Origin of the sequence: Pseudarthrobacter sp. CC4, from assembly GCF_048957775.1 — a bacterium.
Classification (GTDB): domain Bacteria; phylum Actinomycetota; class Actinomycetes; order Actinomycetales; family Micrococcaceae; genus Arthrobacter.
The window spans coordinates 180,216-203,317 of record NZ_JARCCZ010000001.1 but is presented as its reverse complement, the minus strand read 5'-3'; the positions used below and the strand labels follow the sequence as shown (position 1 = coordinate 203,317).

Here is a 23,102-nt window from a genome sequence, read left to right as displayed (position 1 = left end):
TCTGCTGTGCGTCTAAACCTGTAAACAACGACGGCGCCCTCCCCCTAAGTGGGGGACGGCGCCGTCGTCAGCTAAATCCTTTGTCAGATCTTGCGGGAGAGAATGGCCTGCTTGACCTCGGCGATTGCCTGGGTCACCTGGATGCCGCGGGGGCATGCCTCCGAGCAGTTGAAGGTGGTGCGGCAGCGCCACACGCCTTCCTTGTCGTTGAGGATCTCCAGGCGCATGTCGCCGGCGTCATCGCGGGAATCGAAGATGAAGCGGTGTGCGTTGACGATCGCGGCGGGGCCGAAGTACTGCCCGTCGGTCCAGAACACGGGGCAGGAGGACGTGCACGCGGCGCAGAGGATGCACTTGGTGGTGTCGTCAAAGCGCTCACGGTCCTCGGCGGACTGCAGGCGTTCCCGGGTGGGTTCGTGGCCCTTGTTGATGAGGAACGGCATGACCTCGCGGTAGGACTGGAAGAACGGTTCCATGTCCACGATGAGGTCCTTTTCCACCGGCAGGCCCTTGATGGGCTCCACCGTGATGGGCTTGGACGTGTCCAGGTCCTTGAGGAGCGTCTTGCAGGCCAGGCGGTTGCGGCCGTTGATGCGCATGGCATCGGAGCCGCACACACCGTGGGCGCAGGAGCGGCGGAAGGACAGCGTGCCGTCCGTTTCCCACTTGACCTTGTGCAGGGCGTCCAGGACACGGTCCGTGCCGTACATGGTCAGGTGGAAATCGTCCCACGTGGCTTCCTCGGAAACCTCCGGGTTGTACCGGCGGACGCGCAGGTGCACATCGAACGTGGGGATCTCGCCGCCACCGCCGACGCCGGCAGGCAGTTCAATCTTTGAGGCTGGCTCAGCGATTTCAGCGGTCATCTTTAGTACTTCCTCACCATCGGCTCGTAGCGGGTAAAGACGACCGGCTTGGTGGCCAGGCGGATGCCGGCAATTGACTCAGCCGATCCGTCCGCCGGCGCGTGGTCGTCCTTGTACGCCATGGAGTGCTTCATGAATTTCTCGTCGTCACGCTCGGGGAAGTCCTCGCGGAAGTGTCCGCCGCGGGATTCCTCACGGTGCAGGGCGGCCACGGTCATGACCTTGGCCAGTTCCAGCAGGAAGCCGAGCTCAACGGCCTCAAGCAGGTCCAGGTTGAAGCGCTTGCCCTTGTCCTGGACGTTGATGCGCCTGTACCGCTCCTCGAAGGAAGCGATGTCGCGGAGGACCTGGTTCAGCGTCTCCGCCGTGCGGAACACCTGCATGTTGGCGTCCATGGTGTCCTGGAGTTCCTTGCGGATCACAGCCACCTTCTCGTCACCGCTGCCGTTGCGGGCTATGTCCAGCAGTTCGGTGGTGTACGCCAGCGGGTTCTCGGGCAGTTCCACGAAGTCAGCCGTCTTGGCGTATTCTGCCGCGGCGATGCCGGCACGCTTGCCGAACACGTTGATGTCCAGCAGCGAGTTGGTGCCGAGGCGGTTGGAGCCGTGAACGGACACGCACGCAACTTCGCCGGCTGCGTACAGGCCCGGGACCACGGTGTCGTTGTCCTGCAGGACCTCGGTGGTGATGTTGGTGGGGATGCCGCCCATGGCGTAGTGCGCGGTGGGGAACACGGGGACGGGCTCCGTGTACGGCTCCACACCCAGATAGGTGCGGGCGAACTCGGTGATGTCCGGGAGCTTGGCATCGATGTGCGCGGGCTCGAGGTGCGTCAGGTCCAGGAGGACGTAGTCCTTGTTCGGGCCGCAGCCCCGGCCCTCACGGACCTCGTTGGCCATGGAGCGTGCCACGATGTCGCGGGGCGCCAGGTCCTTGATGGTGGGGGCGTAACGCTCCATGAAGCGCTCACCCTCGGAGTTGCGCAGGATGGCTCCCTCACCGCGGGCAGCCTCGGAAAGGAGGATGCCCAGGCCGGCCAGGCCGGTCGGGTGGAACTGGAAGAACTCCATGTCTTCCAGGGGGATGCCGCGGCGGAAGGCGATGCCCATGCCGTCGCCGGTCAGGGTATGCGCGTTGGAGGTGGTCTTGAAGACCTTGCCTGCGCCGCCGGAGGCGAACACCACGGACTTGGCCTGGAAGACGTGCAGTTCGCCCGAGGCGAGGTCGTAGGAGACGACGCCGGCAACGCGCTTCTGCTTGTAGGGCGTACCGTCCGCGCGGACAGCATCCTCTTCGACCGTCAGCAGGTCCAGGACGTAGTACTCGTTGTAGAACTCAACGTTGTGCTTGACGCAGTTCTGGTAGAGGGTCTGCAGGATCATGTGGCCGGTGCGGTCCGCGGCGTAGCAGGCGCGGCGGACAGGGGCCTTGCCGTGGTCGCGGGTGTGCCCGCCGAACCGGCGCTGGTCAATCCGGCCTTCGGGCGTGCGGTTGAACGGCAGGCCCATCTTTTCGAGGTCAAGCACGGCGTCGATGGCTTCCTTCGCCATGACCTCAGCGGCGTCCTGGTCAACCAGGTAGTCGCCGCCCTTAATGGTGTCGAACGTGTGCCATTCCCAGTTGTCTTCTTCGACGTTGGCAAGGGCCGCACACATGCCACCCTGCGCCGCACCGGTGTGCGAGCGGGTGGGGTAGAGCTTGGTCAGTACTGCTGTGCGCGCGCGCTGACCTGATTCGATCGCGGCGCGCATGCCAGCGCCACCGGCACCGACGATGACGACGTCGTACTTATGGACCTGCATACCAGATGCTCTTTCTCTCAAAATTCGCTATAAAACAACGGGCCGGCGTGGCCTGCGCCGCAAAACAGGGCCCGCGGTTGTACCCGCGGGCCCGGGGTGGTGCCGGTGCTAGGCAGGGCAGAATCCGCCAGGCAGGGGCACGCCGTCGACGACGGGGCAAGGGTCGAAGGTGAAGATCACCAGGGTGCCCAGGACGATGATGACGACGGTGGCCGAGTAGAGGACCGTCTTCAGCCAGCGGCGGGTTGAGTCCTTTTCGGCGTAGTCGTTAATGATGGTGCGGACGCCGTTGGTTCCGTGCAGCATGGCCAGCCACAGCATGGCGAGGTCCCAGAACTGCCAGAACGGGTCGGCCCACTTGCCGGCCACAAAACCGAAGTCGATGGCGTGGATGCCCTCGCCCACCAGGAGGTTCACAAAGAGGTGCCCGAAGATCAGGACCACAAGGACCACGCCGGAGAGCCGCATGAAGAGCCATGCGAGCATCTCGAAGTTGCCCTTGCTCCCGCCGTGACGGCGGTACTGCGGGGCGATCCGCCCGCTGCGCGGACTTTCGATGGTTGCACTCATGGCTTAGTGACCTCCGAGGGCGAGGGACAGGTGGCGGATGGAGAAGGCGACCATGGTGACAAGCCAGAGTGCAAGGACTGCCCACAGCATCTGCCGCTGGTACTTGGCGCCCTTCTTCCAGAAGTCAACCGCGATGATCCGCAGGCCGTTGAAGGCGTGGAAGACAATGGCGGCAACAAGGCCCGTCTCACCCAGAGCCATGAGGGGGTTCTTGTAGGCACCGATCACGGTGGTGTAGGCCTCTGGAGACACGCGCACCAAGGAGGTGTCCAAAACGTGGACCAACAAGAAGAAAAAGATCACTACACCGGTAATGCGGTGTCCTACCCAAGACCACATGCCTTCACGGCCGCGGTACAAGGTGCCAGCTGGTTTTGTCGGCACTGATAAACCTCCCTGCAACACAGCGGCGCTGGCATGAGATCCACGCGGGGGGAACGCCTGCTGCGAGAGCACTCGTAGCTCAGGCCTAAATCTAGGCTTCGCTGACAGCTTATTCAATTTAGGAGTTCCTTGGTGACCAGCAGTTGCGCGGATCCCGCGAAATTTTGAGACAAAGGACACACTCGCCGCGGCCAGTGCCGGGCATGGCTGCCAATTTGCCGTCCGGCAGGGGCCTGAACCGCTTGACGGAGGGTGCATTGCCCGTTCCGCTAAAGTAGGCGGTGATGAGTACAGACAAAGTGACAAGCCCGGCATCACCCCTTGACCGCTTCATCGCGGTGATCCCGGCCGGCGGCGTGGGGACCCGCCTCTGGCCCCTGTCACGCGCCGCAGCTCCCAAATTCCTGCACGACCTCACCGGCTCCGGCAGCACCCTGTTGCGTGCCACCTATGACCGGCTGCACCCGCTTGCCGGAAGCAAGGTGCTGGTGGTTACCGGGAAGGCCCACCGCGATGCGGTGTGCCGCCAGCTTCCGGAACTCGAGGATTCGGATCTCGTCCTCGAGTCCGAGCCAAAGGATTCCGCGGCAGCGATCGGCCTTGCCGCCGCGATCCTCCACGAGCGCGACCCCGACACGATCATGGGTTCCTTCGCTGCGGACCAGGTGATCAGCCCGGACCACCTCTTCCAGGAGGCAGTCCGCGAGGCAATCCACACTGCGGCTGCCGGCAAGATCGTGACCATCGGCATCAAGCCCACCCACCCGTCCACGGGGTTCGGCTACATCCGCTCCGGCCAGGCCCTTCACATCGACGGTGCTCCGAGCGCCCAGGACGTGGTGGAGTTCGTCGAAAAGCCGGACGAGCAGGTGGCCCAGCAGTACGTGGACAGCGGCAACTACGTATGGAACGCCGGCATGTTCGTGGCGCCCGTGGCGCTGCTGCTCAAGCACCTGGAAGCCAACCAGCCCGAACTGTTCGGCGGCCTGCAGGAAATCGCACGGGCCTGGGACACTCCCGAGCGGGACGATGTCACCGCCCGCGTCTGGCCCACCCTGCCGAAGATCGCCATTGACTACGCGGTGGCCGAGCCTGCCGCCGAAGCCGGGGACGTCGCCGTCGTGCCTGGCTCCTTCCGCTGGGACGACGTCGGCGACTTCGCCTCCGTGGGCCGGCTCAACAGTGCCAAGGAAGTTGACGACGTCACTGTGCTGGGGGAAGGCGCGCGCGTCTTCACGGAAAACTCCAGCGGCGTGGTGGTCACCGACACCAAGCGCGTGATCGCCCTGATCGGAATCCAGGATGTTGTCATCGTGGACACGCCGGACGCGCTGCTGGTGACCACCATGGCCAACTCCCAGCGGGTCAAGGCCGCCGTCGACGCCCTCAAAGCCAGCGGGGATACCGACGTCCTCTGATGTAACGCGGCGACCGTGATGGCCGCTAATGCCGACACCCTCGCTAGAGTGAAACAGTGCGCAATTACACTACTGAAGCCGAGCCCACCGCCCTGGTGGCTCCGTGGCTCGAGCCGCTCCTGCCGGAACTGATCGACTTCCGCAGGGACCTCCACGCACACCCGGAACTCTCCTTCAAGGAATTCCGCACCACGGACAAGCTCGCCGAGCGGCTTGAAGCTGCCGGCCTCACGCCGCGCCGCCTGGAGGGCACCGGCCTCACGGTGGACGTGGGGGAGGGGCCCATTGCCACGGCACTGCGCGGTGACATCGATGCCCTGCCCATCATCGAGGAGACCGGCCTGCCGTTCGCCTCGAAGAACCACGGCGTCACCCACGCCTGCGGCCATGACGTCCACACCACCACCATGCTGGGCATCGCCCTGGTGCTGCACCGGATGCACCAGGACGAGCCGCTCGGCGCCACTGTCCGCATCATCTTCCAGCCGGCTGAGGAAACCATGCCCGGCGGGGCCCATGCCTGCATCGAGCAGGGCGTCCTGGACGGCGTGCCGAGGATCCTGGCCCTGCACTGTGATCCCCGGATCGACGTGGGCAAGATCGGGACGCGCATCGGCGCCATCACCTCAGCCTCCGACACCATCCGGATCGAGCTGTCCGGCCGCGGCGGGCACACGTCCCGGCCGCACCTGACGGAAGAACTGGTCTTTGCGCTGGCCCAGATCGCAGTGAGCGTGCCCGCGGTGCTCTCGCGCCGGCTGGATGTCCGCAGCGGGGTGTCGGTGGTGTGGGGGCAGATCTCCGCGGGTTCGGCACCCAACGCCATTCCCGGCACCGGCTACATGGCGGGAACCATGCGGTGCCTGGACCGCGACGCGTGGCACGAAGCCGGCGAACTCCTGGACGAGGTGGTCCACCAGGTGGCCGCGCCCTATGGCGTGGACGTGCGGCTGGAGCACACCAGGGGAGTGCCGCCGGTAGTGAACTCGGAGCATGAGACGGCCATCATCGAAGCGGCCGCACGCGCCGAAATCGGGGAAAGCGCCGTGGTCCTGACCCCGCAGTCCATGGGCGGGGAGGACTTCGCGTGGTTCCTTGCCGAACTTCCCGGAGCCATGATGCGCTTGGGCACCAAGACTCCCGGCGGCGAGGAATACGACCTGCACCGCGGGGACTACATCGTGGACGAGCGGGCCCTGGGACTGGGAATCCGCGTTCTCACTGCAGCCGCGCTGCGCACCATCCGCGACATCTAATTCCGGGAAACGGGGTGTGCCCGATTGCGTCGGGCACACCCCCAAGACCACTTTCGGGCCGGAACAAGTAAGTTGTGCGCAACTTACTTGTGTACTATCGTTTCTGTCATGACTGACGCACCCCGGCTAAACCACCAGGTCTGCTTTGCGCTCTATTCCGCCTCCCGGGCTGCCACCGCCGTATACCGCCCGGTCCTCGAGGACTTGGGCCTGACCTATCCGCAGTACCTGGTGATGCTGGTGCTGTGGGAAAACGAACCGCGCGGCGTGAAGGAGATCGGCGAGGAGCTCGGACTGGACTCCGGCACCTTGTCGCCGTTGCTGAAGCGGCTGGAAGCCCTTGGCCTGTGTGAGCGGCGCCGGTCTGGCGAGGATGAGCGCCGTGTCGCCATCCATCTCACCTCCGCCGGGCGGAAGCTTAGCGGCAAAGCGGGCGCCATCCCGCAGCGCCTCGCCCAGGCCGCGGGACTTACTGCCGAGGAACTGGATCAGCTGCGCAACACGCTGGACCGGCTGACGGACGCCCTCCACAAGGCGAACTGACAGTTCAGTCAAAAGAACTTATTCAACCCCTACAGGACGGATACCACCCGTGAAACCTCTATACACTGCCGAGGCACTCGCTTCGGGCGAAGGCCGCGACGGCAATGCGCGGACGAACGACGGGAGGCTGGACGTTACCCTGTCCAGCCCCGTGGAGCTGGGCGGAACGGGCCAGGGCACCAATCCCGAGCAGCTCTTCGCGGCGGGCTACGCCGCGTGCTTCCACTCAGCACTCCGATTGGTGGGCCGCAAGGAGCAGGCCGACCTGACGGATTCCGCCGTCGCGGCCAAGGTGCACCTGGGCCAGCTGGACGGCGCCGGGTTCGGACTCGCCGCTGAACTGGAGGTGGCGCTCCCTGCCCTGGACCTGGCAGCCGCCGAGGCGCTGGTGGCCAAGGCTCACGAGATCTGCCCCTACTCCAACGCCACCCGCGGCAACATCAGTGTGGACATCAGGATTCTGGAGTTCGCCGCATGAGCGCCGGAACCTTGCCCGCCAGCACCCGCGAAATCCAACTCGCCTCCCGCCCGGTAGGGCGGCCAACCCCGGATAACTTCCGGCTGGCCGAGTCCCCGCTGCCTGAACTTGGTGACGGACAGGTCCTGGTGCGCAACCTGTTCATCTCCGTGGACCCCTACATGCGCGGCCGCATGAATGACGTGAAGTCCTATTCAGCGCCGTTCGCCCTGGGCAAGGCGCTCGACGGCGGCGCGGTGGGTGAGGTGATCGCGTCCCGTTCCGATGAGCGAAAGGAGGGGGACGTCGTCGTGCATTCACTCGGCTGGCGGGACTATGCGGTGGTGGACGCCGCGGCCGCCACGCCTGCCCGCACCACACTTGCCCCGGCGTCCGCGTTCCTCGGCGCCCTGGGCATGACCGGCCTTACCGCCTATGCCGGGCTGCTCAAGGTTGCCCGGTTCGCTCCGGGAGATGCCGTCTTCGTCTCCGGCGCCGCAGGGGCAGTCGGTTCGCTCGTAGGCCAGATCGCGAAGGCGATGGGCGCTTCCCGCGTCATCGGCTCGGCAGGTTCCCCGGCCAAGGTGGCACGGCTCCTGGAGCTGGGCTTCGACGCCGCCTTCGACTACCACGACGGGCCTGTGCGCGGCCAGCTGGAACAGGCCGCCGGCCCCGGCGGCATTGATGTCTACTTCGACAATGTGGGCGGAGAACACCTCGAGGCCGCACTGGCCGTCCTCAACGTTGGCGGGCGGGTGGCGATGTGCGGGGCCATAGCCCAATACAACTCCACCGAACCGACGCCTGCGCCCCGCAACCTGATGCTGGCCATCGGCAAGCAGCTCACGCTTAAGGGGTTCCTGGTGGGCGGCCAGCGGCAACACGCCGCGGAGTTCGCCGAAAAGATGGCGGGCTGGCTGGCTGACGGCACGGTCCGCTATGACGAGACGATCGTGGACGGGCTGGAAAACGCCCCGCAGGCGTTCATGGACCTCCTGGACGGGGCCAACACCGGAAAGATGCTGGTGCGCCTTTAGCCAGGCGCCGCGACCTGCGGCCGCCATGGCCAACCGATAGGGGTGCCGCTAACAGGCGGTGCCCCTACTGGTTGGTAACAACTTGTAAACAATCTTCGGGATACCCTGCGGCTGTGCTACGGGACGTGGCGCAGGCCACTAAAGTGAGTGCCATCAGTGCGCTCCGGCGCAGTGCTGCGTGCCCTCAGTGACAACAGAATTTCAGTGTAGAAACGGACACTCATTGAATTCGAGCCGTAGCGCCACTCTCTTCATCCTGGAGGAAAATTGAAGAAATCACTGCGTGCAAGTTTCAAGCGCGGTTCAATGGCCGGCGTGGCTACCCTAGGTGCTTCGGCGCTCGTGTTGACCGCCTGTGGCGCAGCCCCGGAAGCCGGAAGCACCTCAACTGCAGGAGCCAGCGACTACACCGGCTGCATCGTTTCCGACTCCGGCGGGTTCGATGACCAGTCCTTCAACCAGTCCTCCTACGAGGGTCTCAAGAAGGCCGAGAAGGACCTGGGCATCAAGGTCAACCAGGTGGAGTCAAAGACCAACAACGACTTCGAACCCAACCTCAGGGCGATGGTTACGGCCGGCTGCGACCTCACCGTCACCGTGGGCTTCCTGCTCGGCGACGCCACCAAGGCGCAGGCAACGGCCAACCCGGACAGCCACTTCGCCATCATCGACTTCGGCTACGCGACGCCCATCAGCAACGTCAAGCCGATCATCTACGACACCGCCCAGGCAGCCTTCCTTGCCGGCTACCTCGCTGCAGGGACCACCAAGACCGGAACGGTTGCCACCTTCGGCGGCATCAAGCTTCCCACCGTCACCATCTTCATGGACGGCTATGCGGACGGCGTGAAGTACTACAACGAAAAGAAGGGCAAGGACGTCAAGCTCCTTGGCTGGAACAAGGAAGCCCAGGACGGCAGCTTCACCGGTGACTTCGAGAAGCAGGACGTCGGCAAGCAGCTCACCCAGAACTTCCTGGACCAGGGCGCGGACATCGTGATGCCCGTGGCCGGTCCGGTAGGCAAGGGTGCAGGCTCTGCGCTCAAGGAAGCCAAGGCGGCAGGCAAGGACGTCAAGCTGATCTGGGTGGACTCCGACGGGTTCCTCACGGCACCTGACTACAAGGACATCATGCTGTCCTCGGTCATGAAGCAGATGGGCGACGCCGTGGAGGCAGTCGTCAAGGAGGACAAGGAAGGCAAGTTCAGCAACACGCCGTACGTTGGCACCCTGGCCAACGAGGGCGTCCAGCTGGCCCCGTTCCACGACCTCGACTCCCAGGTCCCGGCCGAACTGAAGTCCGAGCTGGACCAGATCAAGAAGGACATCATCGACGGGAAACTGAAGGTCGAGTCCGCGGCAAGCCCCAAGGCCTGACCCCGCCTGAGCGCCACCCCCGGCCGGTAACCGACTGGCCGGGCGGTGGCGCTTTTTTGCTGGCTGCCCCCACCTGGCCGCAGCCTGCCTTTCCCATGACTGCACCCACTAGGCTTGGTGCTGCAGCCACATATCCCGTCCGGTCGATCACTGGACGCTTCGAGATTGGTCAGAGTTTTGAAACTTGAACTCCGAGGGATCACAAAACGCTTTGGCACCCTGGTGGCGAACGACCACATCAACGTGGTGGTGGAATCCGGACAGATCCACTGCCTGCTGGGTGAGAACGGGGCCGGAAAATCCACCCTCATGAATGTGCTGTACGGGCTCTACGAACCGTCTGAGGGCGAGATCCTGGTTGACGGCACGCCAGTTTCCTTCCGCGGACCGGGAGACGCCATGGCGGCGGGCATCGGGATGGTGCACCAGCACTTCATGCTGGTTCCCGTCTTCACGGTCGCCGAGAACGTGGCGTTGGGCGCCGAGCCCACCAAGGCCGCGGGCTTCCTCAACCTCGACGAAACGCGCCGCCGGATCAAGGAGATCTCGGACCAGTACGGCTTCGACGTGGACCCGGACGCGCTGGTGGAGGACCTGCCGGTGGGCGTCCAGCAGCGGGTGGAAATCATCAAGGCGCTGGTCCGCAATGCCAGGGTCCTCATCCTGGACGAACCCACCGCCGTCCTGACACCGCAGGAAACGGACGAACTGCTGGACATCATGCGCCAGCTCAAGTCCGGCGGAACGTCCATCGTCTTCATATCCCACAAGCTGCGGGAAGTGAAAGCAGTCTCGGACACCATTACGGTGATCCGCCGCGGCAAGGTGGTGGAGACGGCTGACCCCGCTGCGTCCACTACCGAACTGGCCTCCATGATGGTGGGCCGTGCCGTCAACCTCAAACTGGATAAAGCACCGGCCCGGCCGAAGGAAAAGACGTTCGAGGTCCGGGACCTTACCGTCATCGCTCCCAACGGCCAGCACGTCGTGGACGGCCTGAGTTTTGAGATAGCCAGGGGAGAGATCCTTGCAATTGCCGGCGTCCAGGGGAACGGCCAAACCGAGCTGACGGAGGCGATCCTCGGCCTGCAGGAGCGGGTCCACGGCTCCATCCTGCTGGACGGGCAGGAGCTCGTGGGCCGCAGCGTCAAAGAGGTCCTGAACGCAGGAGTGGGCTTCGTGCCCGAGGACCGCTCCGTTGACGGCCTTATCGGCACTTTTTCGATTGCCGAGAACCTGATCCTGGACCGGTACGATCAGGCCCCCTTCGCAAAGGGCATCAGCATGAGCCCTGCCAAGGTGCTGGAAAACGCAACCTCCCGGATCGAAGAGTTTGACGTCCGGACCCCTTCAGGAGCCCTTGCCGCCGGAACGCTTTCCGGCGGCAACCAGCAGAAGGTAGTGATGGCCCGCGAGCTGTCCCGTCCGCTGCGCCTGTTCATCGCCTCCCAGCCCACCCGCGGCGTGGACGTGGGGTCCATCGAATTCCTGCACAAGCGGATCGTGGCTGAACGCGACCAGGGCACGCCCGTCATGATCGTCTCCACCGAACTTGACGAAGTGATGGAACTGGCCGACAGGATCGCCGTGCTCTACAAGGGCAAACTGGTGGGCGTGGTTCCGGCCGGAACCAGCCGCGACGTCCTGGGCCTCATGATGGCGGGCATCCCGCCGGAGGAACACACGGCCCCGACAGGCAGTGAACAGGATCCCGCCGCCACCACGGCTTCCGTATCCGACGCCGAAGGAGGCGACCATGTCTGACACGCATCCCCCCAAGCACGCGGCCGGCGAGCCTGGCCCCGAGGCGCAGGAGTCCGCTGTCCCGGACGAGCGGACGGCCGCCGTCGTGGCCGTTGATACTGCCGGCGGGGTCATGGAACCATCCGCCGTTCCGGCCACCGCCCAAAGCGGAAAGATCCCCGGCGGTCCCGACACCCTGCTGCGCAAAATCTTCACCGGCAGCGGCATGGTCTCCGTCCTGGCGGTCCTGCTGGCCCTCATCATCGGCGGGCTGCTGATCGCCAGCACCGACAAGCAGGTGGCCACCACCTCCACGTACTTCTTCGCACGGCCCACTGACTTCCTGTCCGCCGTCTGGAACGCGGCCACGCGTTCCTACATCGCCCTGTTCCAGGGTTCGGTCTTCAACCCCCGCGGCAACAGCGTTGCGGCCCAGTTCGCGCCGTTCATGGAGACCCTCACCATCGCCACCCCGCTCATCACGGCCGGCCTGGGCGTAGCGCTGGCCTTCCGCGCGGGGCTGTTCAACATCGGCGCCCAGGGCCAGATCATCGTGGCCGGCATCCTGGCCGCCTGGGTGGGTTTCGCGCTCGACCTTCCCGTGGGCCTGCACCTGCTCCTGGTCCTGGCGGCAGGCATCATCGGCGGCGCCTTCTGGGGCGGGCTCGTCGGCCTCCTCAAGGCCCGCACGGGGGCCCACGAAGTCATCCTGACCATCATGTTCAACTACATCGCGCTGTACTTCCTGCGGTACCTGCTGAACACTCCGGCGTTCCAGCGGCCGGGGGAGTCGAACCCCATCTCGCCCATCCTGGACCCTACCGCTGTCTACCCGCAGATCTTCGGCACCCAGTACCGGCTCCACCTCGGCTTCCTCCTGGCCATAGCCACCACTGTCCTGGTCTGGTGGCTCCTCAACCGCTCCACCGTGGGCTTCGAATTCCGCGCAGTCGGCGCAAACCCCAAGGCGGCGCAGACAGCGGGCATCAACGTATCCCGCTCCACCATCCTGGTGATGGCACTCGCCGGAGGGCTGGCGGGCATGTCCGGCGTCGCCCAGGTGGCGGGCACGGAGAAGGTCCTTACCGACGGCGTTGCCGCCACCTATGGCTTCGACGCCATCACAGTGGCCCTGCTGGGGCGTTCGACGCCGTGGGGCACCTTCGCAGCCGGCCTGCTGTTCGGCGCCTTCCGGGCCGGGGCGGTCCAGATGCAGATCCAGACCGGCACGCCCATCGACATCGTCCTGGTGGTCCAGTCCCTGATCGTGCTCTTCATTGCAGCACCACCCCTCGTCAGGGCCGTATTCGGCCTCAACCCGCGGCGCAGGAAGCCGGCCAAAGCCGGCAAGTCCCGTAAGGCAGCAACCACCGGAGGTGCAGCATGAGCACAACAGTTTCCTCGCCCCGCTCCGGAAAACCGCAGCCGGAGGACGCCTCAGCGAAGGCAGGTGCCGCCCTCTCCAGCAAACCCGTCAGCTGGCGGACGCCGGCGATGCTCACGGCCTTCGGCCTGATCGCCCTGGTGTTCTTCGGCCTGATGGCCCCCAACCAGACGGCCAGCTTCGGCATCTCCACAGGGGAAGACTTCTTCCAGCTGCCGGCCCTGGCGGTCAACGCGGCTGCCGGCGGCATCGTGCTGTCCGTCCTCCTGCTGGGGCTCGCCGCCTATGCGGTGTACCTCAAGACCAAGGACATGCCGGCCCCGGGCTGGCTGACGGTGACCTTCATCGTCCTGTTTACGGCCGCCTTCCTCATCTGGGTGGTGGGCGGCGCCCGCACCCCGAACATTTCGCTGGCCGGCCTCATCGCCGGCTCGGTGACCCTCGCCGTTCCGCTGGTGTTCGGATCACTGTCCGGCGTCCTCTGCGAACGGGTGGGCGTGGTAAACATCGCCATTGAGGGCCAACTGCTGGGCGGTGCGTTCACCGCCGCCATTGTGGCCAGCATGACGCAGAACCCCTTCATCGGGCTGCTGGCTGCTGCCGTGGCCGGTGCAGTGGTGTCCATGGTGCTGGCACTCTTCAGCATCAAGTACCTGGTGAACCAGATCATCGTCGGCGTGGTCCTGAATGTGCTGGTTTCGGGTGTGACCGGGTTTCTGTTCAGCACGGTGATGCAGGCCAACAAGGCGCAGTTCAACTCGCCCCCGGGGCTGGACATCATCGAAATCCCCGTCCTGTCCAGCATCCCCGTGATCGGCCCCATCCTCTTCCGGCAGTCCCTGGTGGGCTACCTCATGTACATCGCCGTCCTGGTGGTCTGGGTGGGCCTGTTCAAGACACGTTGGGGCCTCCGGGTGCGCGCCGTGGGCGAACACCCGCAGGCCGCGGACACCCTGGGCATCAACGTGAATGCCACCCGGTTCTGGAACGTCACCCTTGGCGGCGCCGTGGCCGGCATCGGCGGCTCCTTCTTCACCCTGGTGGCCATCGACAGCTTCACCAAGGAGATCTCCGGCGGCCGCGGCTTCATCGCCCTGGCAGCCCTGATCTTTGGCCGGTGGAACCCGATCGGAGCCTTCTTCGCAGCGCTCCTGTTCGGTTTCGCGGACAACCTCCAGAGCATCGTCACGATCATCGGCACGCCCGTTCCAAGCCAGTTCATGGCCATGCTCCCGTACCTGGTGACGGTCCTCGCAGTGGCCGGGCTGGTGGGCAAATCCCGGGGACCGGCGGCCAGCGGCATCCCCTATGTCAAGGGCTGACGTCGTGGACAGCACTGCGGGCGCCGCGCGGCCGGTTGACTGGGCCGCGCTGGAGGCATCCGCCGTCGCCGCCATGCGCCACGCCTACGTTCCCTACTCGAAGTTCCCGGTGGGAGCGGCGGCACTGACCCACGACGGCCGTATTGTCAGCGGCTGCAATGTAGAGAACGCCAGCTACGGCCTTACCCTCTGCGCCGAGTGCGCGCTGGTGGGCAACCTGCACATGACCGGCGGCGGGCTGCTCCGCGCCTTCTACTGCGTGGACGGCAGCGGCAACATCCTCATGCCCTGTGGACGCTGCCGCCAGCTGCTGTACGAGTTCCGCGCCCCGGACATGGAGCTCATGACGACCCAGGGCATCAAGTCCATGGACCAGGTGTTGCCTGACGCCTTCGGTCCCGAACACCTGAAGGAAACATAATGACTGACAAGGTGACAGAGACCCGCGCAGTGGACAACATTGCCGAACCCTTCGACGCCGTCGACATCATCCGCGTAAAGCGGGACAAGGGCACCCTCAGCCCGGAACAGATCGACTGGACCATCGATGCCTACACCCGCGGCGCCATCGCGGACGAACAGATGGCAGCCCTGAACATGGCCATTCTGCTCAACGGCATGGACCGCACCGAGATCGCCCGGTGGACCGCTGCGATGATCGCGTCCGGCGAACGCATGGACTTCTCCAGCCTTCGCCGGCCTGACGGCGGCCTGAAGTACACGTCTGACAAGCATTCCACGGGGGGCGTGGGGGACAAGATCACCCTGCCGCTCGCGCCGTTGGTTGCGGTTTTCGGGGTCGCCGTACCGCAGCTCTCCGGCCGGGGCCTTGGCCACACCGGCGGCACCCTGGACAAGCTTGAATCCATCCCTGGCTGGCGTGCCTCCCTCAGCAATGAGGAAATCCTGGCCCAGCTCCAGGACGTGGGCGCGGTGATCTGCGCCGCTGGCGCCGGCCTGGCCCCGGCGGACCGGAAGCTGTACGCACTGCGGGACGTCACGGGCACGGTTGAAGCCATTCCCTTGATTGCCTCCTCCATCATGAGCAAGAAAATCGCGGAAGGGACCGGCTCCCTGGTCCTGGACGTGAAGGTGGGCAGCGGCGCCTTCATGAAGGATGAGGCCAGGGCCCGGGAGCTTGCCGAGACCATGGTGGCGCTGGGCAAGGACGCAGGAGTGAACACCGTGGCACTGCTCACCAACATGGATACCCCGCTGGGACTGACCGCGGGCAACGCTATCGAGGTCGAAGAATCCTTGGAGGTGCTTGCCGGCGGCGGCCCGGAGGACGTGGTGGAGCTGACCGTCAGGCTCGCCGAGGAAATGCTGGCCTCGGCGGGAGTGAACGACGCAGATCCGGCCGCCGCCCTCAAGGACGGCCGCGCCATGGATGTCTGGAACCGCATGATCGAAGCCCAGGGCGGCGATCCGCGGGCCAAGCTTCCGGCGGCCCGGGAGTCCGAGGTGGTCTACGCCCCGGCGGACGGCGTGCTCGTGGAACTTGATGCCCTGGCCGTCGGTGTTGCAGCCTGGCGCCTGGGCGCCGGCCGTGCCCGCAAGGAGGACGCCGTGCAGGCCGGTGCCGGGGTCCGGATGCACGCCAAGCCCGGCGCCGTGGTCCGGGCCGGCGAGCCCCTGATGACGCTGCTCACGGACACCCCGGAACGGTTCGCGCGGGCGAAGGAAGCGCTGGAGCACGCAGTGGTCATTGCGCCCGAGGGATCGCGGCCGGCGCAGCGGCTGATCATCGACCGAATAGCATAGGGATCCATGCAGGCCATCAATGACTTCATCCTCGCCGCAGCCGGGCAGCCCTGGGTGCTGGTCCTGGTGCTGGCCTGCTGCGTCATTGACGGCTTCTTTCCGCCCATCCCCAGCGAGTCGGTGGTGGTGGGCCTCGCCGCCGTTGCCGCCACCGCGGACGTCCCCAACCCCTGGGTCCTGATGCTGGTGGCTGCACTGGGGGCATTCTCGGGGGACAACATTGCCTATCTGATCGGCCGCAAGGTGGGCACCAGGAGATGGGGGTGGATGCGTAACCCCCGGATGCAGAGCGCATTCCGGTGGGCGGGCAGGGAACTGCGGAAGCGTCCGGCCTCGCTCATCCTCGTGGCGAGGTTCGTTCCGATCGGGAGGGTGGCAGTGAACCTGACAGCGGGCTTCACGCATTACCCCCACGTGCGTTTCATCGGCCTCACCGTTCTGTCCGCGACCCTCTGGGCCGGCTACTCCGTGGGGATCGGGCTCTTTTTCGGGCAGTGGTTCGAGGACAACCACCTTTTGGGCGCCGCCATCGCCATCATCTGCGCCGTGGCGCTGGGGATCCTCGTGGACCTGGGCATCAACCGCCTCCGTCGCCGACCTCCGATGGTGGAACGGATGAAGGAACCGGAAGCGTAGTTGAAGCGTTGTTCCAGGAAGGCCAGGGCGTAGCGAATCGCGCCTTGGCCATGGGACACTTAGGAACGATTTCCGCTTTGGCTGCGCCACTTACGGCTATGCCATTTTGCATAGGAGCAAGACCCGCGTGGAGTTTATTAATGAGGCCGTGCTCCATGCAGCTGGTCAGTGGTGGATTTACCCGATACTGCTCGTGTTCTTCTTCGTTGACGGCTTCGCGATGGTGGTCCCCAGCGAGACCCTGATCGTGGCACTGGCGGCCTTTTCCCGGCACAGCGGGGAGCCCAATCTTTGGATCCTCGGCCTGACAGCCCTGGTTGGGGCCATTGCCGGGGACAATATGGCGTTTATGCTCGGCCGGCGGATTGGCCTGGACCGGTGGAAGTGGATGCGCCGCCCCAAGGTCCAGAAAGCCTTCGGCTGGGCCCGCTACGAGCTCGAAAAGCGCGGCGCCGTGCTGATCTTTACTGCCCGCTACATTCCGTGGGGCCGGGTGGCCGTCAACTACGTGGCCGGCAGCACGGGCTTCGCCCACCGGCGCTTCTTCCTGCTGGATGCCTTCGCCTGCATCACGTGGGTGGGCTATTCGATTGGCATCGGCCTGCTGGCCAGTTCGTTCCCCTGGCTCCACCACAATCCGCTGCTCAGCGCGGGCATAGCCGTGGTCTTCGCCATCGTGCTCGGCATCCTCATCGACCACGTCCTGCGCTGGTGGCACAAGCACCTTGCCCGCAACGACGCCGAAGAGGTTGATGAGTGGCTTGACGGCGGTCCCTCCGGCGCCCGGGGCCCCGGTAACGGCAGCTCGGCCATCCTCGCTCCTGCGGCCCGGGACGGCAAGCCAGCCGCTAATTAGCGGCTGGCTTTGAACTCCCGCCCACCCTAAGGTGGGAAGGTGACTGAGCCCATTGTTGACGCTGCCCCTGCCATCGATTTCGACCTGAAGAACCTGCCGAAGGTCTCCCTCCACGACCACCTGGACGGAGGACTGCGTCCGGCCACCATCATCGAACTGGCCGAGGCCGTTGGCCACACGCTGCCTTCCACCGATCCCGTGGCGCTGGGCGAATGGTTCCGGGAGTCCGCCAACTCCGGCTCGCTGGTCCGCTACCTGGAAACTTTTGACCACACCGTTGCCGTCATGCAGACCCACGAAGGCCTGTTCCGGGTGGCCAAGGAGTTCGTTGAGGACCTCGCTGACGACGGCGTGGTGTACGGCGAAGTCCGGTGGGCGCCCGAGCAGCACCTCCAGAAGGGCCTCACGCTGGACCAGGCGGTGGAGGCCGTGCAGGAAGGACTCGAAGCCGGCGTCGAAGCCGTAGGGGAGAGCGGACGCGAGATCCAGGTGGGCCAGCTCATCACCGCCATGCGCCACGCGGACCGCGGGCAGGAGATCGCTGAACTCGCCGTCCGCCACCGCAACAAGGGCGCCGTCGGCTTCGACATCGCCGGAGCCGAGGACGGCTTCCTGCCTTCCCGTTTCCGGGACGCCTTCACCTACCTGGCCCAGCAGAACTTCCCGGCCACCGTGCACGCCGGCGAGGCCGCCGGGCTGGACAGCATCCAGTCCGCCCTGGTGGACGGCCGCGCCCTGCGGCTGGGACACGGCGTCCGGATTGCCGAGGACATCATGGTGGAGTTCGACGACGATGCAGAGGACACGATTGGCCTGGTCACCCTGGGCGACCTTTCCAGCTGGATCCGCGACCGCGGCATCGCCCTGGAAATCTGCCCCTCCTCCAACCTCCAGACCGGTGCGATCGCCGGATTCGGCGAGGGCATCGAAAGCCATCCCCTGGACATGCTCTACCAGCTCGGCTTCAACGTCACCATCAACACCGACAACCGGCTGATGAGCGGTGTCACCCTGACCGACGAGTTCGAACTGCTGGTGGAAACCTTCGACTACGACCTCGATGACCTGCTGGAGCTGACGCTCAACGCGGCCGAGGCTGCCTTCCTGCCGCTCGAGGAGAAGGAAGCCCTGGTGGAGTACATCAACGACACCTACGCGAACCTTGGCTGAAACTCCCGCCGAAGGACTGGTGGCGGTCATAGCGCAACTGCGGGAACACTGCCCGTGGATGGGCGCCCTGACGCACGCCTCCCTGGTGGAATACCTGCTGGAAGAGGCGTTCGAGGTGGCCGAGACCATCGAGGCCGGCGTGCCGGCGGAGAAGGATTTCGACGTCGAGCTCCAGGGCGAGCTGGGCGACGTCCTGCTTCAGGTGGTCCTGCACGCCCGCCTCGCTGAGGAACGCGGCGCCTTCACGTTCGACGACGTCGCGCGCGGCCTGGGTGCCAAGATGGTCCGCCGCAACCCGCACGTGTTCCGCCCGGACGGCTCACTGCAGGACAGCTTTCCCGCAACGGTCGAGGAGATCGTGCAGAAGTGGGATGCGGTGAAGCGGGCGGAGCGGCCGGAGCGGCAGGATCCGTTCGAAGGGATCCCGCTGGCCCTGCCGGCGCTCGCGAGGGCGCAGAAGTCCATCGACCGCGCGGCAAGGGCAGGCGTCGAACTGCCTGCACAGGCTCCCATCCCGGAAACGGAAGAAGAACTCGGCGAGCTGCTGCTCGCCGTCGTACGCGCCGCACACGCCAACGGATTCGACGCTGAGCGCGCCCTCCGCGGCGCCGTGCGGAACTACCAGCAGCACGTCCCGCAGCAGCACCAACAAAGTTAGCCGCACCATCATGACGTCCGGGGGTGGATAGTTTTCCGTAACCCGGACCACTCTCGACTACGCTGGTCTGAGACGAGTACGTCGAGTCTTTCTGCAAGATCCCCCCGTTAATCGCCCATAAGGAGCAAAATTCATGGCGCTTATCGATGCCATCCACGCCCGCGAGATCCTCGATTCCCGTGGCAACCCGACCGTAGAAGTTGAGGTACTGCTCTCCGACGGCCAGATCGGCCGCGCCGCAGTTCCCTCCGGTGCTTCCACCGGTGAGCACGAGGCTGTTGAACTGCGCGACGGCGACAAGGGCCGTTACCTCGGCAAGGGCGTCCAGAAGGCCGTGGACGCGATCATCGACCAGATCGCTCCGGCCCTGACCGGCTTCGACGCCACCGACCAGCGCAGCATCGACCAGGCCATGCTGGACCTGGACGGTACCCCGAACAAGGGCAAGCTGGGCGCCAACGCCATCCTGGGCGTTTCCCTGGCCGTTGCCAACGCAGCCGCCGCCTCCGCGGACCTGCCCCTCTACAAGTACCTCGGCGGACCGAACGCGCACGTCCTGCCCGTGCCGCTCATGAACATCCTCAACGGCGGCTCCCACGCGGATTCCGACGTCGACATCCAGGAATTCATGGTTGTGCCGCTGGGTGCCGAGACCTTCTCCGAGGGCCTCCGCTGGGGCGTTGAGGTCTACCACGCCCTCAAGTCCGTCCTGAAGGAAAAGGGCCTCGCCACCGGCCTGGGCGACGAAGGCGGCTTCGCACCGAACCTGCCGTCCAACCGTGCAGCACTGGACCTGATCCAGGAAGCCATCAAGAACGCCGGCTACACCCCGGGCAAGGACATCGCGCTGGCCCTGGACGTGGCCTCCTCGGAGTTCTTCACCGACGGCGCCTACCAGTTCGAAGGCAAGTCCCTGACCTCCGCCGAGATGAGCGCCTACTACGCCGAGCTCGTGGCGGACTACCCGCTGGTCTCCATCGAGGACCCGCTGGACGAGAACGACTGGGACGGCTGGAAGACCCTCACCGACTCCATCGGCGACAAGGTGCAGCTGGTGGGCGACGACCTCTTCGTCACCAACCCCTCCATCCTGCAGCGCGGCATCGACACCAAGACCGCCAACTCTCTCCTGGTGAAGGTCAACCAGATCGGTTCCCTGACCGAGACGCTCGACGCCGTCAGCCTGGCCCAGCGTGCCGGCTACACCACCATCACCTCGCACCGCTCCGGCGAAACCGAGGACACCACCATCGCCGACATCTCGGTGGCCACCAACGCCGGCCAGATCAAGACCGGCGCCCCGGCCCGCTCCGAGCGCGTGGCCAAGTACAACCAGCTGCTGCGCATCGAAGAGGAACTCGACGACGCCGCCCGCTACGCAGGCCGCAGCGCGTTCCCGCGTTTCAAGGGCTAGTAGCCGCGTAAAGCAAACAACGGTGGCTATGGTTGAAAGACCATAGCCACCGTTGCTGTTTCGGCAGCATTTGTTTCAGCCCAGATAGTGGCGGCCCAGGCAGGCTGCGCGTTTCAGGAGTGTCATGGCTACCCGCCGTCCCAAAGTTCCCAAGGTCGCCCCATCCCGCGCCGCAAAGGAAGCCCCCGAGGGCGCGGACGTCATCCTCGCGGACTTCGGCCCGGGCAAGGACACGACGGCAGGAGACGCGGCCGGCGCACAACCGGCCGGCGTACAACCGGCTGGCACCGCAGCCGGGCGCCGGGACCAGGCCTCCCGCAAGGGGCCTGAACAGGCCCGCCGCAAGGGCAGCAGCGCCACCGACGGCAAGGCAGGCCCGGCGGCTCCCGCAGACGACGAAGACCAGCAGCCGGTACCGGCCAAGGCGTTCTCCGGGCGGATGCTGGCGCTGGCCGTGGTGATGATTGCCATCACCATCATGCTTGCGCCCACAGTGAAGATCTTCTTCGACAAGAAGGCCGAGATTGACGCGCTGAATGCCGATATCGCTGCCCGCCAGGCGGAAGGCGACACCCTGCGGCAGCAGGTGTCCCGCTGGCAGGACCCCAACTACGTGAAGCAGCAGGCCCGCGACCGCATTAACATGGTTATGCCGGGAGAAACCGGCTACTGGGTCTTCGGCAGCGATCTGCCGGCCGGAGAAACCAGCAGCCAGGCCGGTGCAGCAACACAAGACCCCGCCGATCTGCCGTGGGTGGATTCCCTGTGGGAGTCCATCACGCGCGCGGCTACAGACTGAACCGCAACAGGAAGGACGGCCCGCCACAGTGGAACACAACACGGCAGCCGCCCGGGACGAATCCCGCCAACCATCAGCGCACGATCTTGAAGTCCTGAGCCGCCAGCTGGGACGGCCGGTCCGTGATGTGGTGGAAATTCCTGCCCGCTGCGTCTGCGGCAATCCGCTCGTGGCCGCCACGGCTCCCCGGCTCAGCAACGGGACTCCGTTTCCCACCACCTTTTACCTGACACACCCGGTCATCACCTCAGCGGTGTCGCGGCTCGAAGCCGCAGGCGTCATGAACGAGATGAATGAGCAGCTGGCCGGTGATGAAGAACTGTCCGCGGCCTACCGCGCAGCACACGAAGACTACCTCGCGGCCCGCGACGCCATCGGGGAGCGGTCCGGCATCGGGGCTGTCCCCGAGATTGACGGTATCTCCGCCGGAGGCATGCCCACGCGCGTCAAATGCCTGCACGTCCTGGTGGGGCACTCCCTGGCCGCCGGGCCCGGGGTCAACCCGCTCGGGGACCAGGCGCTGGCCGGCATCACCGAATGGTGGACCGCGGACAGGTGCTACTGCGACGGCGCCTGGGACACCACGGGCGAGGCACCGTCCAGGGACCTGAGCCGCCACGGGCCGCAGGGTTTGCCGGACATCGTGGGCCGGCCGGCCCCGGTGCGGAAATCCGCCGACACGGCTGGAGCCGCGGAGTGACACGCGTTGCGGCCATTGACTGCGGCACCAACTCCATCCGCCTCCTGATTGCCGACGTTGAACGGACCAACGGCACCACCTCGCTCAAGGACGTGGTGCGGGAAATGCGCGTGGTGCGGCTGGGCCAGGGGGTGGACGCAACGGGCGAGCTGGCACCGGAGGCGCTGGAGCGCACGTTTGCGGCAACCGCTGACTATGCTGCGCTCATCCGCGACCACGGCGCCGCCAGGGTCCGTTTTGTTGCAACCTCGGCCAGCCGCGACGCACGCAACCGGCAGGTCTTCGTGGACGGGATCCGCGACCTGCTTGGCGTGGAGCCCGAAGTGATCTCCGGCGACGAGGAAGCCGCCTTGTCCTTCGCCGGAGCCAGCAGCGTGCTGCCCATCCTGGACGGGCACGAGGTGCTGGTGGTGGACCTGGGCGGCGGCAGCACCGAGTTCGTCCTGGGTACGGCTGCCGGGGTCACGGCCGCAAAGTCCGTGGATATCGGTTGCGTCCGCCTTACTGAGCGGCACCTCCAGGACGATCCCCCCACTGCCCAACAGATAGCGGACGCCGAAGCGGACGTGGACGCAGCCATCGCCCGCGCCCGCCGCGACGTGCCGCTGGAACGCGCCACCGCCGTCGTCGGTGTTGCCGGGTCCATCACCACCATCACCGCACACGCGCTCGGACTGGCCGAGTACTCGCCGGCTGCAATCCACGGCACCGAACTGCCCCTGGAAACCGTCCGGGCGGCCTCCACCGGCCTTCTGGAGATGACCAGGTCGGAGCGGGCCGCACTGCCCTACATGCACCCCGGGCGGGTCGACGTGATCGGTGCCGGAGGGCTGGTGTGGCGGCGCATCCTGGAACAGCTGGGGGAGCTGACCGGCGGCCGCGTCGCCACAGCTACCGCCAGTGAGCACGACATCCTCGACGGCATCGCCCTGAGCATCGGCTGAAC

At 65.8% G+C, this 23,102-nt stretch carries 23 protein-coding genes; 19 read left to right on the top strand and 4 right to left on the bottom strand.

Going from position 1 to position 23,102, the window contains the following annotated elements:
• Nucleotides 1–83: 83 nt before the first annotated feature.
• The 4 genes from PV768_RS00825 to sdhC form a co-directional block, all read right to left on the bottom strand.
• Entirely contained in the window at nucleotides 84–866 is a 783-nt protein-coding gene (locus tag PV768_RS00825) for a succinate dehydrogenase iron-sulfur subunit (protein ID WP_104997174.1), read from the bottom strand.
• Between the two features lie 2 nt (nucleotides 867–868).
• On the bottom strand, nucleotides 869–2,668 hold the full coding sequence (gene sdhA / locus PV768_RS00820) for a succinate dehydrogenase flavoprotein subunit (protein WP_157238758.1): 1,800 nt from the start codon (nucleotides 2,666–2,668) through the stop codon (nucleotides 869–871).
• Between the two features lie 108 nt (nucleotides 2,669–2,776).
• Nucleotides 2,777–3,238 (bottom strand): succinate dehydrogenase hydrophobic membrane anchor subunit, encoded by a 462-nt coding sequence (locus PV768_RS00815; RefSeq protein ID WP_157238757.1) that lies wholly within the window; start codon nucleotides 3,236–3,238, stop codon nucleotides 2,777–2,779.
• 3 nt (nucleotides 3,239–3,241) lie between these two features.
• Nucleotides 3,242–3,622: a succinate dehydrogenase, cytochrome b556 subunit gene (gene sdhC, locus PV768_RS00810; RefSeq protein ID WP_104997177.1), complete on the bottom strand. Its 381-nt coding sequence runs from the start codon at nucleotides 3,620–3,622 to the stop codon at nucleotides 3,242–3,244.
• A 284-nt stretch (nucleotides 3,623–3,906) separates the two neighbouring features.
• Between sdhC and PV768_RS00805 the strand changes: the two genes are divergently transcribed.
• The 19 genes from PV768_RS00805 to PV768_RS00715 all read left to right on the top strand — a co-directional run bounded on the left by PV768_RS00805 (nucleotide 3,907) and on the right by PV768_RS00715 (nucleotide 23,100).
• Complete coding sequence (locus tag PV768_RS00805) at nucleotides 3,907–5,040, top strand: mannose-1-phosphate guanylyltransferase (protein WP_421091971.1); 1,134 nt, start codon at nucleotides 3,907–3,909, stop codon at nucleotides 5,038–5,040.
• Nucleotides 5,041–5,096: 56 nt separating this feature from the next.
• Nucleotides 5,097–6,296, top strand: coding sequence for an amidohydrolase (locus PV768_RS00800; protein ID WP_321215706.1), 1,200 nt, complete (start codon nucleotides 5,097–5,099; stop codon nucleotides 6,294–6,296).
• 108 nt (nucleotides 6,297–6,404) lie between these two features.
• Nucleotides 6,405–6,839 carry a MarR family winged helix-turn-helix transcriptional regulator gene (locus tag PV768_RS00795; RefSeq protein WP_157238755.1) on the top strand — a complete coding sequence of 145 codons (435 nt, stop codon included), beginning with the start codon at nucleotides 6,405–6,407 and terminating at the stop codon, nucleotides 6,837–6,839.
• A gap of 49 nt (nucleotides 6,840–6,888) precedes the next feature.
• Entirely contained in the window at nucleotides 6,889–7,317 is a 429-nt protein-coding gene (locus tag PV768_RS00790; protein WP_323056241.1) for an organic hydroperoxide resistance protein, read from the top strand.
• A complete protein-coding gene (locus PV768_RS00785; RefSeq protein WP_157238754.1) occupies nucleotides 7,314–8,333 on the top strand; it encodes an NADP-dependent oxidoreductase in 1,020 nt (339 codons plus the stop codon). The genes PV768_RS00790 and PV768_RS00785 overlap by 4 nt, the downstream gene beginning before the upstream one ends.
• A 267-nt stretch (nucleotides 8,334–8,600) precedes the next feature.
• Complete coding sequence (locus PV768_RS00780) at nucleotides 8,601–9,710, top strand: BMP family lipoprotein (RefSeq protein WP_421091970.1); 1,110 nt, start codon at nucleotides 8,601–8,603, stop codon at nucleotides 9,708–9,710.
• A gap of 177 nt (nucleotides 9,711–9,887) precedes the next feature.
• On the top strand, nucleotides 9,888–11,474 hold the full coding sequence (locus PV768_RS00775; RefSeq protein WP_421091969.1) for an ABC transporter ATP-binding protein: 1,587 nt from the start codon (nucleotides 9,888–9,890) through the stop codon (nucleotides 11,472–11,474).
• Nucleotides 11,467–12,840, top strand: a complete 1,374-nt coding sequence (locus PV768_RS00770) for an ABC transporter permease (RefSeq protein WP_157238752.1) — start codon at nucleotides 11,467–11,469, stop codon at nucleotides 12,838–12,840. The genes PV768_RS00775 and PV768_RS00770 overlap by 8 nt, the downstream gene beginning before the upstream one ends.
• Nucleotides 12,837–14,159, top strand: coding sequence for an ABC transporter permease (locus tag PV768_RS00765; protein WP_421091968.1), 1,323 nt, complete (start codon nucleotides 12,837–12,839; stop codon nucleotides 14,157–14,159). Before PV768_RS00770 ends, PV768_RS00765 begins: the two co-directional genes overlap by 4 nt.
• A gap of 4 nt (nucleotides 14,160–14,163) precedes the next feature.
• Entirely contained in the window at nucleotides 14,164–14,580 is a 417-nt protein-coding gene (locus tag PV768_RS00760) for a cytidine deaminase (RefSeq protein WP_323056238.1), read from the top strand.
• Nucleotides 14,580–15,923 (top strand): thymidine phosphorylase, encoded by a 1,344-nt coding sequence (locus PV768_RS00755; RefSeq protein ID WP_157238749.1) that lies wholly within the window; start codon nucleotides 14,580–14,582, stop codon nucleotides 15,921–15,923. The genes PV768_RS00760 and PV768_RS00755 overlap by 1 nt, the downstream gene beginning before the upstream one ends.
• A 6-nt stretch (nucleotides 15,924–15,929) precedes the next feature.
• Entirely contained in the window at nucleotides 15,930–16,559 is a 630-nt protein-coding gene (locus PV768_RS00750; protein WP_157238748.1) for a DedA family protein, read from the top strand.
• A gap of 127 nt (nucleotides 16,560–16,686) precedes the next feature.
• Nucleotides 16,687–17,415, top strand: coding sequence for a DedA family protein (locus PV768_RS00745; protein WP_323056237.1), 729 nt, complete (start codon nucleotides 16,687–16,689; stop codon nucleotides 17,413–17,415).
• A gap of 39 nt (nucleotides 17,416–17,454) precedes the next feature.
• The gene (locus PV768_RS00740; RefSeq protein WP_323056236.1) at nucleotides 17,455–18,585 is read left to right on the top strand and encodes an adenosine deaminase; all 1,131 of its coding nucleotides are present in this window, start codon (nucleotides 17,455–17,457) and stop codon (nucleotides 18,583–18,585) included.
• A gap of 58 nt (nucleotides 18,586–18,643) precedes the next feature.
• Nucleotides 18,644–19,243, top strand: coding sequence for a MazG nucleotide pyrophosphohydrolase domain-containing protein (locus PV768_RS00735; protein WP_421092016.1), 600 nt, complete (start codon nucleotides 18,644–18,646; stop codon nucleotides 19,241–19,243).
• Between the two features lie 133 nt (nucleotides 19,244–19,376).
• Nucleotides 19,377–20,657 (top strand): phosphopyruvate hydratase, encoded by a 1,281-nt coding sequence (eno, locus tag PV768_RS00730; RefSeq protein ID WP_157238746.1) that lies wholly within the window; start codon nucleotides 19,377–19,379, stop codon nucleotides 20,655–20,657.
• A gap of 124 nt (nucleotides 20,658–20,781) precedes the next feature.
• A complete protein-coding gene (locus PV768_RS00725; protein ID WP_421091967.1) occupies nucleotides 20,782–21,456 on the top strand; it encodes an FtsB family cell division protein in 675 nt (224 codons plus the stop codon).
• A 28-nt stretch (nucleotides 21,457–21,484) separates the two neighbouring features.
• On the top strand, nucleotides 21,485–22,156 hold the full coding sequence (locus tag PV768_RS00720; protein WP_323056235.1) for a DUF501 domain-containing protein: 672 nt from the start codon (nucleotides 21,485–21,487) through the stop codon (nucleotides 22,154–22,156).
• Nucleotides 22,153–23,100 carry a Ppx/GppA phosphatase family protein gene (locus PV768_RS00715; protein WP_321215715.1) on the top strand — a complete coding sequence of 316 codons (948 nt, stop codon included), beginning with the start codon at nucleotides 22,153–22,155 and terminating at the stop codon, nucleotides 23,098–23,100. Before PV768_RS00720 ends, PV768_RS00715 begins: the two co-directional genes overlap by 4 nt.
• Nucleotides 23,101–23,102 lie beyond the last annotated feature (2 nt).

Excerpts from the sequence above, each read along its gene's own strand:
- PV768_RS00825 (WP_104997174.1), bottom strand. The coding sequence starts at position 866 with ATGACCGCTGAAATCGCTGAGCCAGCCTCAAAGATTGAACTGCCTGCC.
- sdhA (WP_157238758.1), bottom strand. The coding sequence starts at position 2,668 with ATGCAGGTCCATAAGTACGACGTCGTCATCGTCGGTGCCGGTGGCGCT.
- PV768_RS00815 (WP_157238757.1), bottom strand. The coding sequence starts at position 3,238 with ATGAGTGCAACCATCGAAAGTCCGCGCAGCGGGCGGATCGCCCCGCAG.
- PV768_RS00805 (WP_421091971.1), top strand. The coding sequence starts at position 3,907 with ATGAGTACAGACAAAGTGACAAGCCCGGCATCACCCCTTGACCGCTTC.
- PV768_RS00795 (WP_157238755.1), top strand. The coding sequence starts at position 6,405 with ATGACTGACGCACCCCGGCTAAACCACCAGGTCTGCTTTGCGCTCTAT.
- PV768_RS00785 (WP_157238754.1), top strand. The coding sequence starts at position 7,314 with ATGAGCGCCGGAACCTTGCCCGCCAGCACCCGCGAAATCCAACTCGCC.
- PV768_RS00770 (WP_157238752.1), top strand. The coding sequence starts at position 11,467 with ATGTCTGACACGCATCCCCCCAAGCACGCGGCCGGCGAGCCTGGCCCC.
- PV768_RS00765 (WP_421091968.1), top strand. The coding sequence starts at position 12,837 with ATGAGCACAACAGTTTCCTCGCCCCGCTCCGGAAAACCGCAGCCGGAG.
- PV768_RS00755 (WP_157238749.1), top strand. The coding sequence starts at position 14,580 with ATGACTGACAAGGTGACAGAGACCCGCGCAGTGGACAACATTGCCGAA.
- PV768_RS00750 (WP_157238748.1), top strand. The coding sequence starts at position 15,930 with ATGCAGGCCATCAATGACTTCATCCTCGCCGCAGCCGGGCAGCCCTGG.
- PV768_RS00735 (WP_421092016.1), top strand. The coding sequence starts at position 18,644 with ATGGGCGCCCTGACGCACGCCTCCCTGGTGGAATACCTGCTGGAAGAG.
- eno (WP_157238746.1), top strand. The coding sequence starts at position 19,377 with ATGGCGCTTATCGATGCCATCCACGCCCGCGAGATCCTCGATTCCCGT.
- PV768_RS00725 (WP_421091967.1), top strand. The coding sequence starts at position 20,782 with ATGGCTACCCGCCGTCCCAAAGTTCCCAAGGTCGCCCCATCCCGCGCC.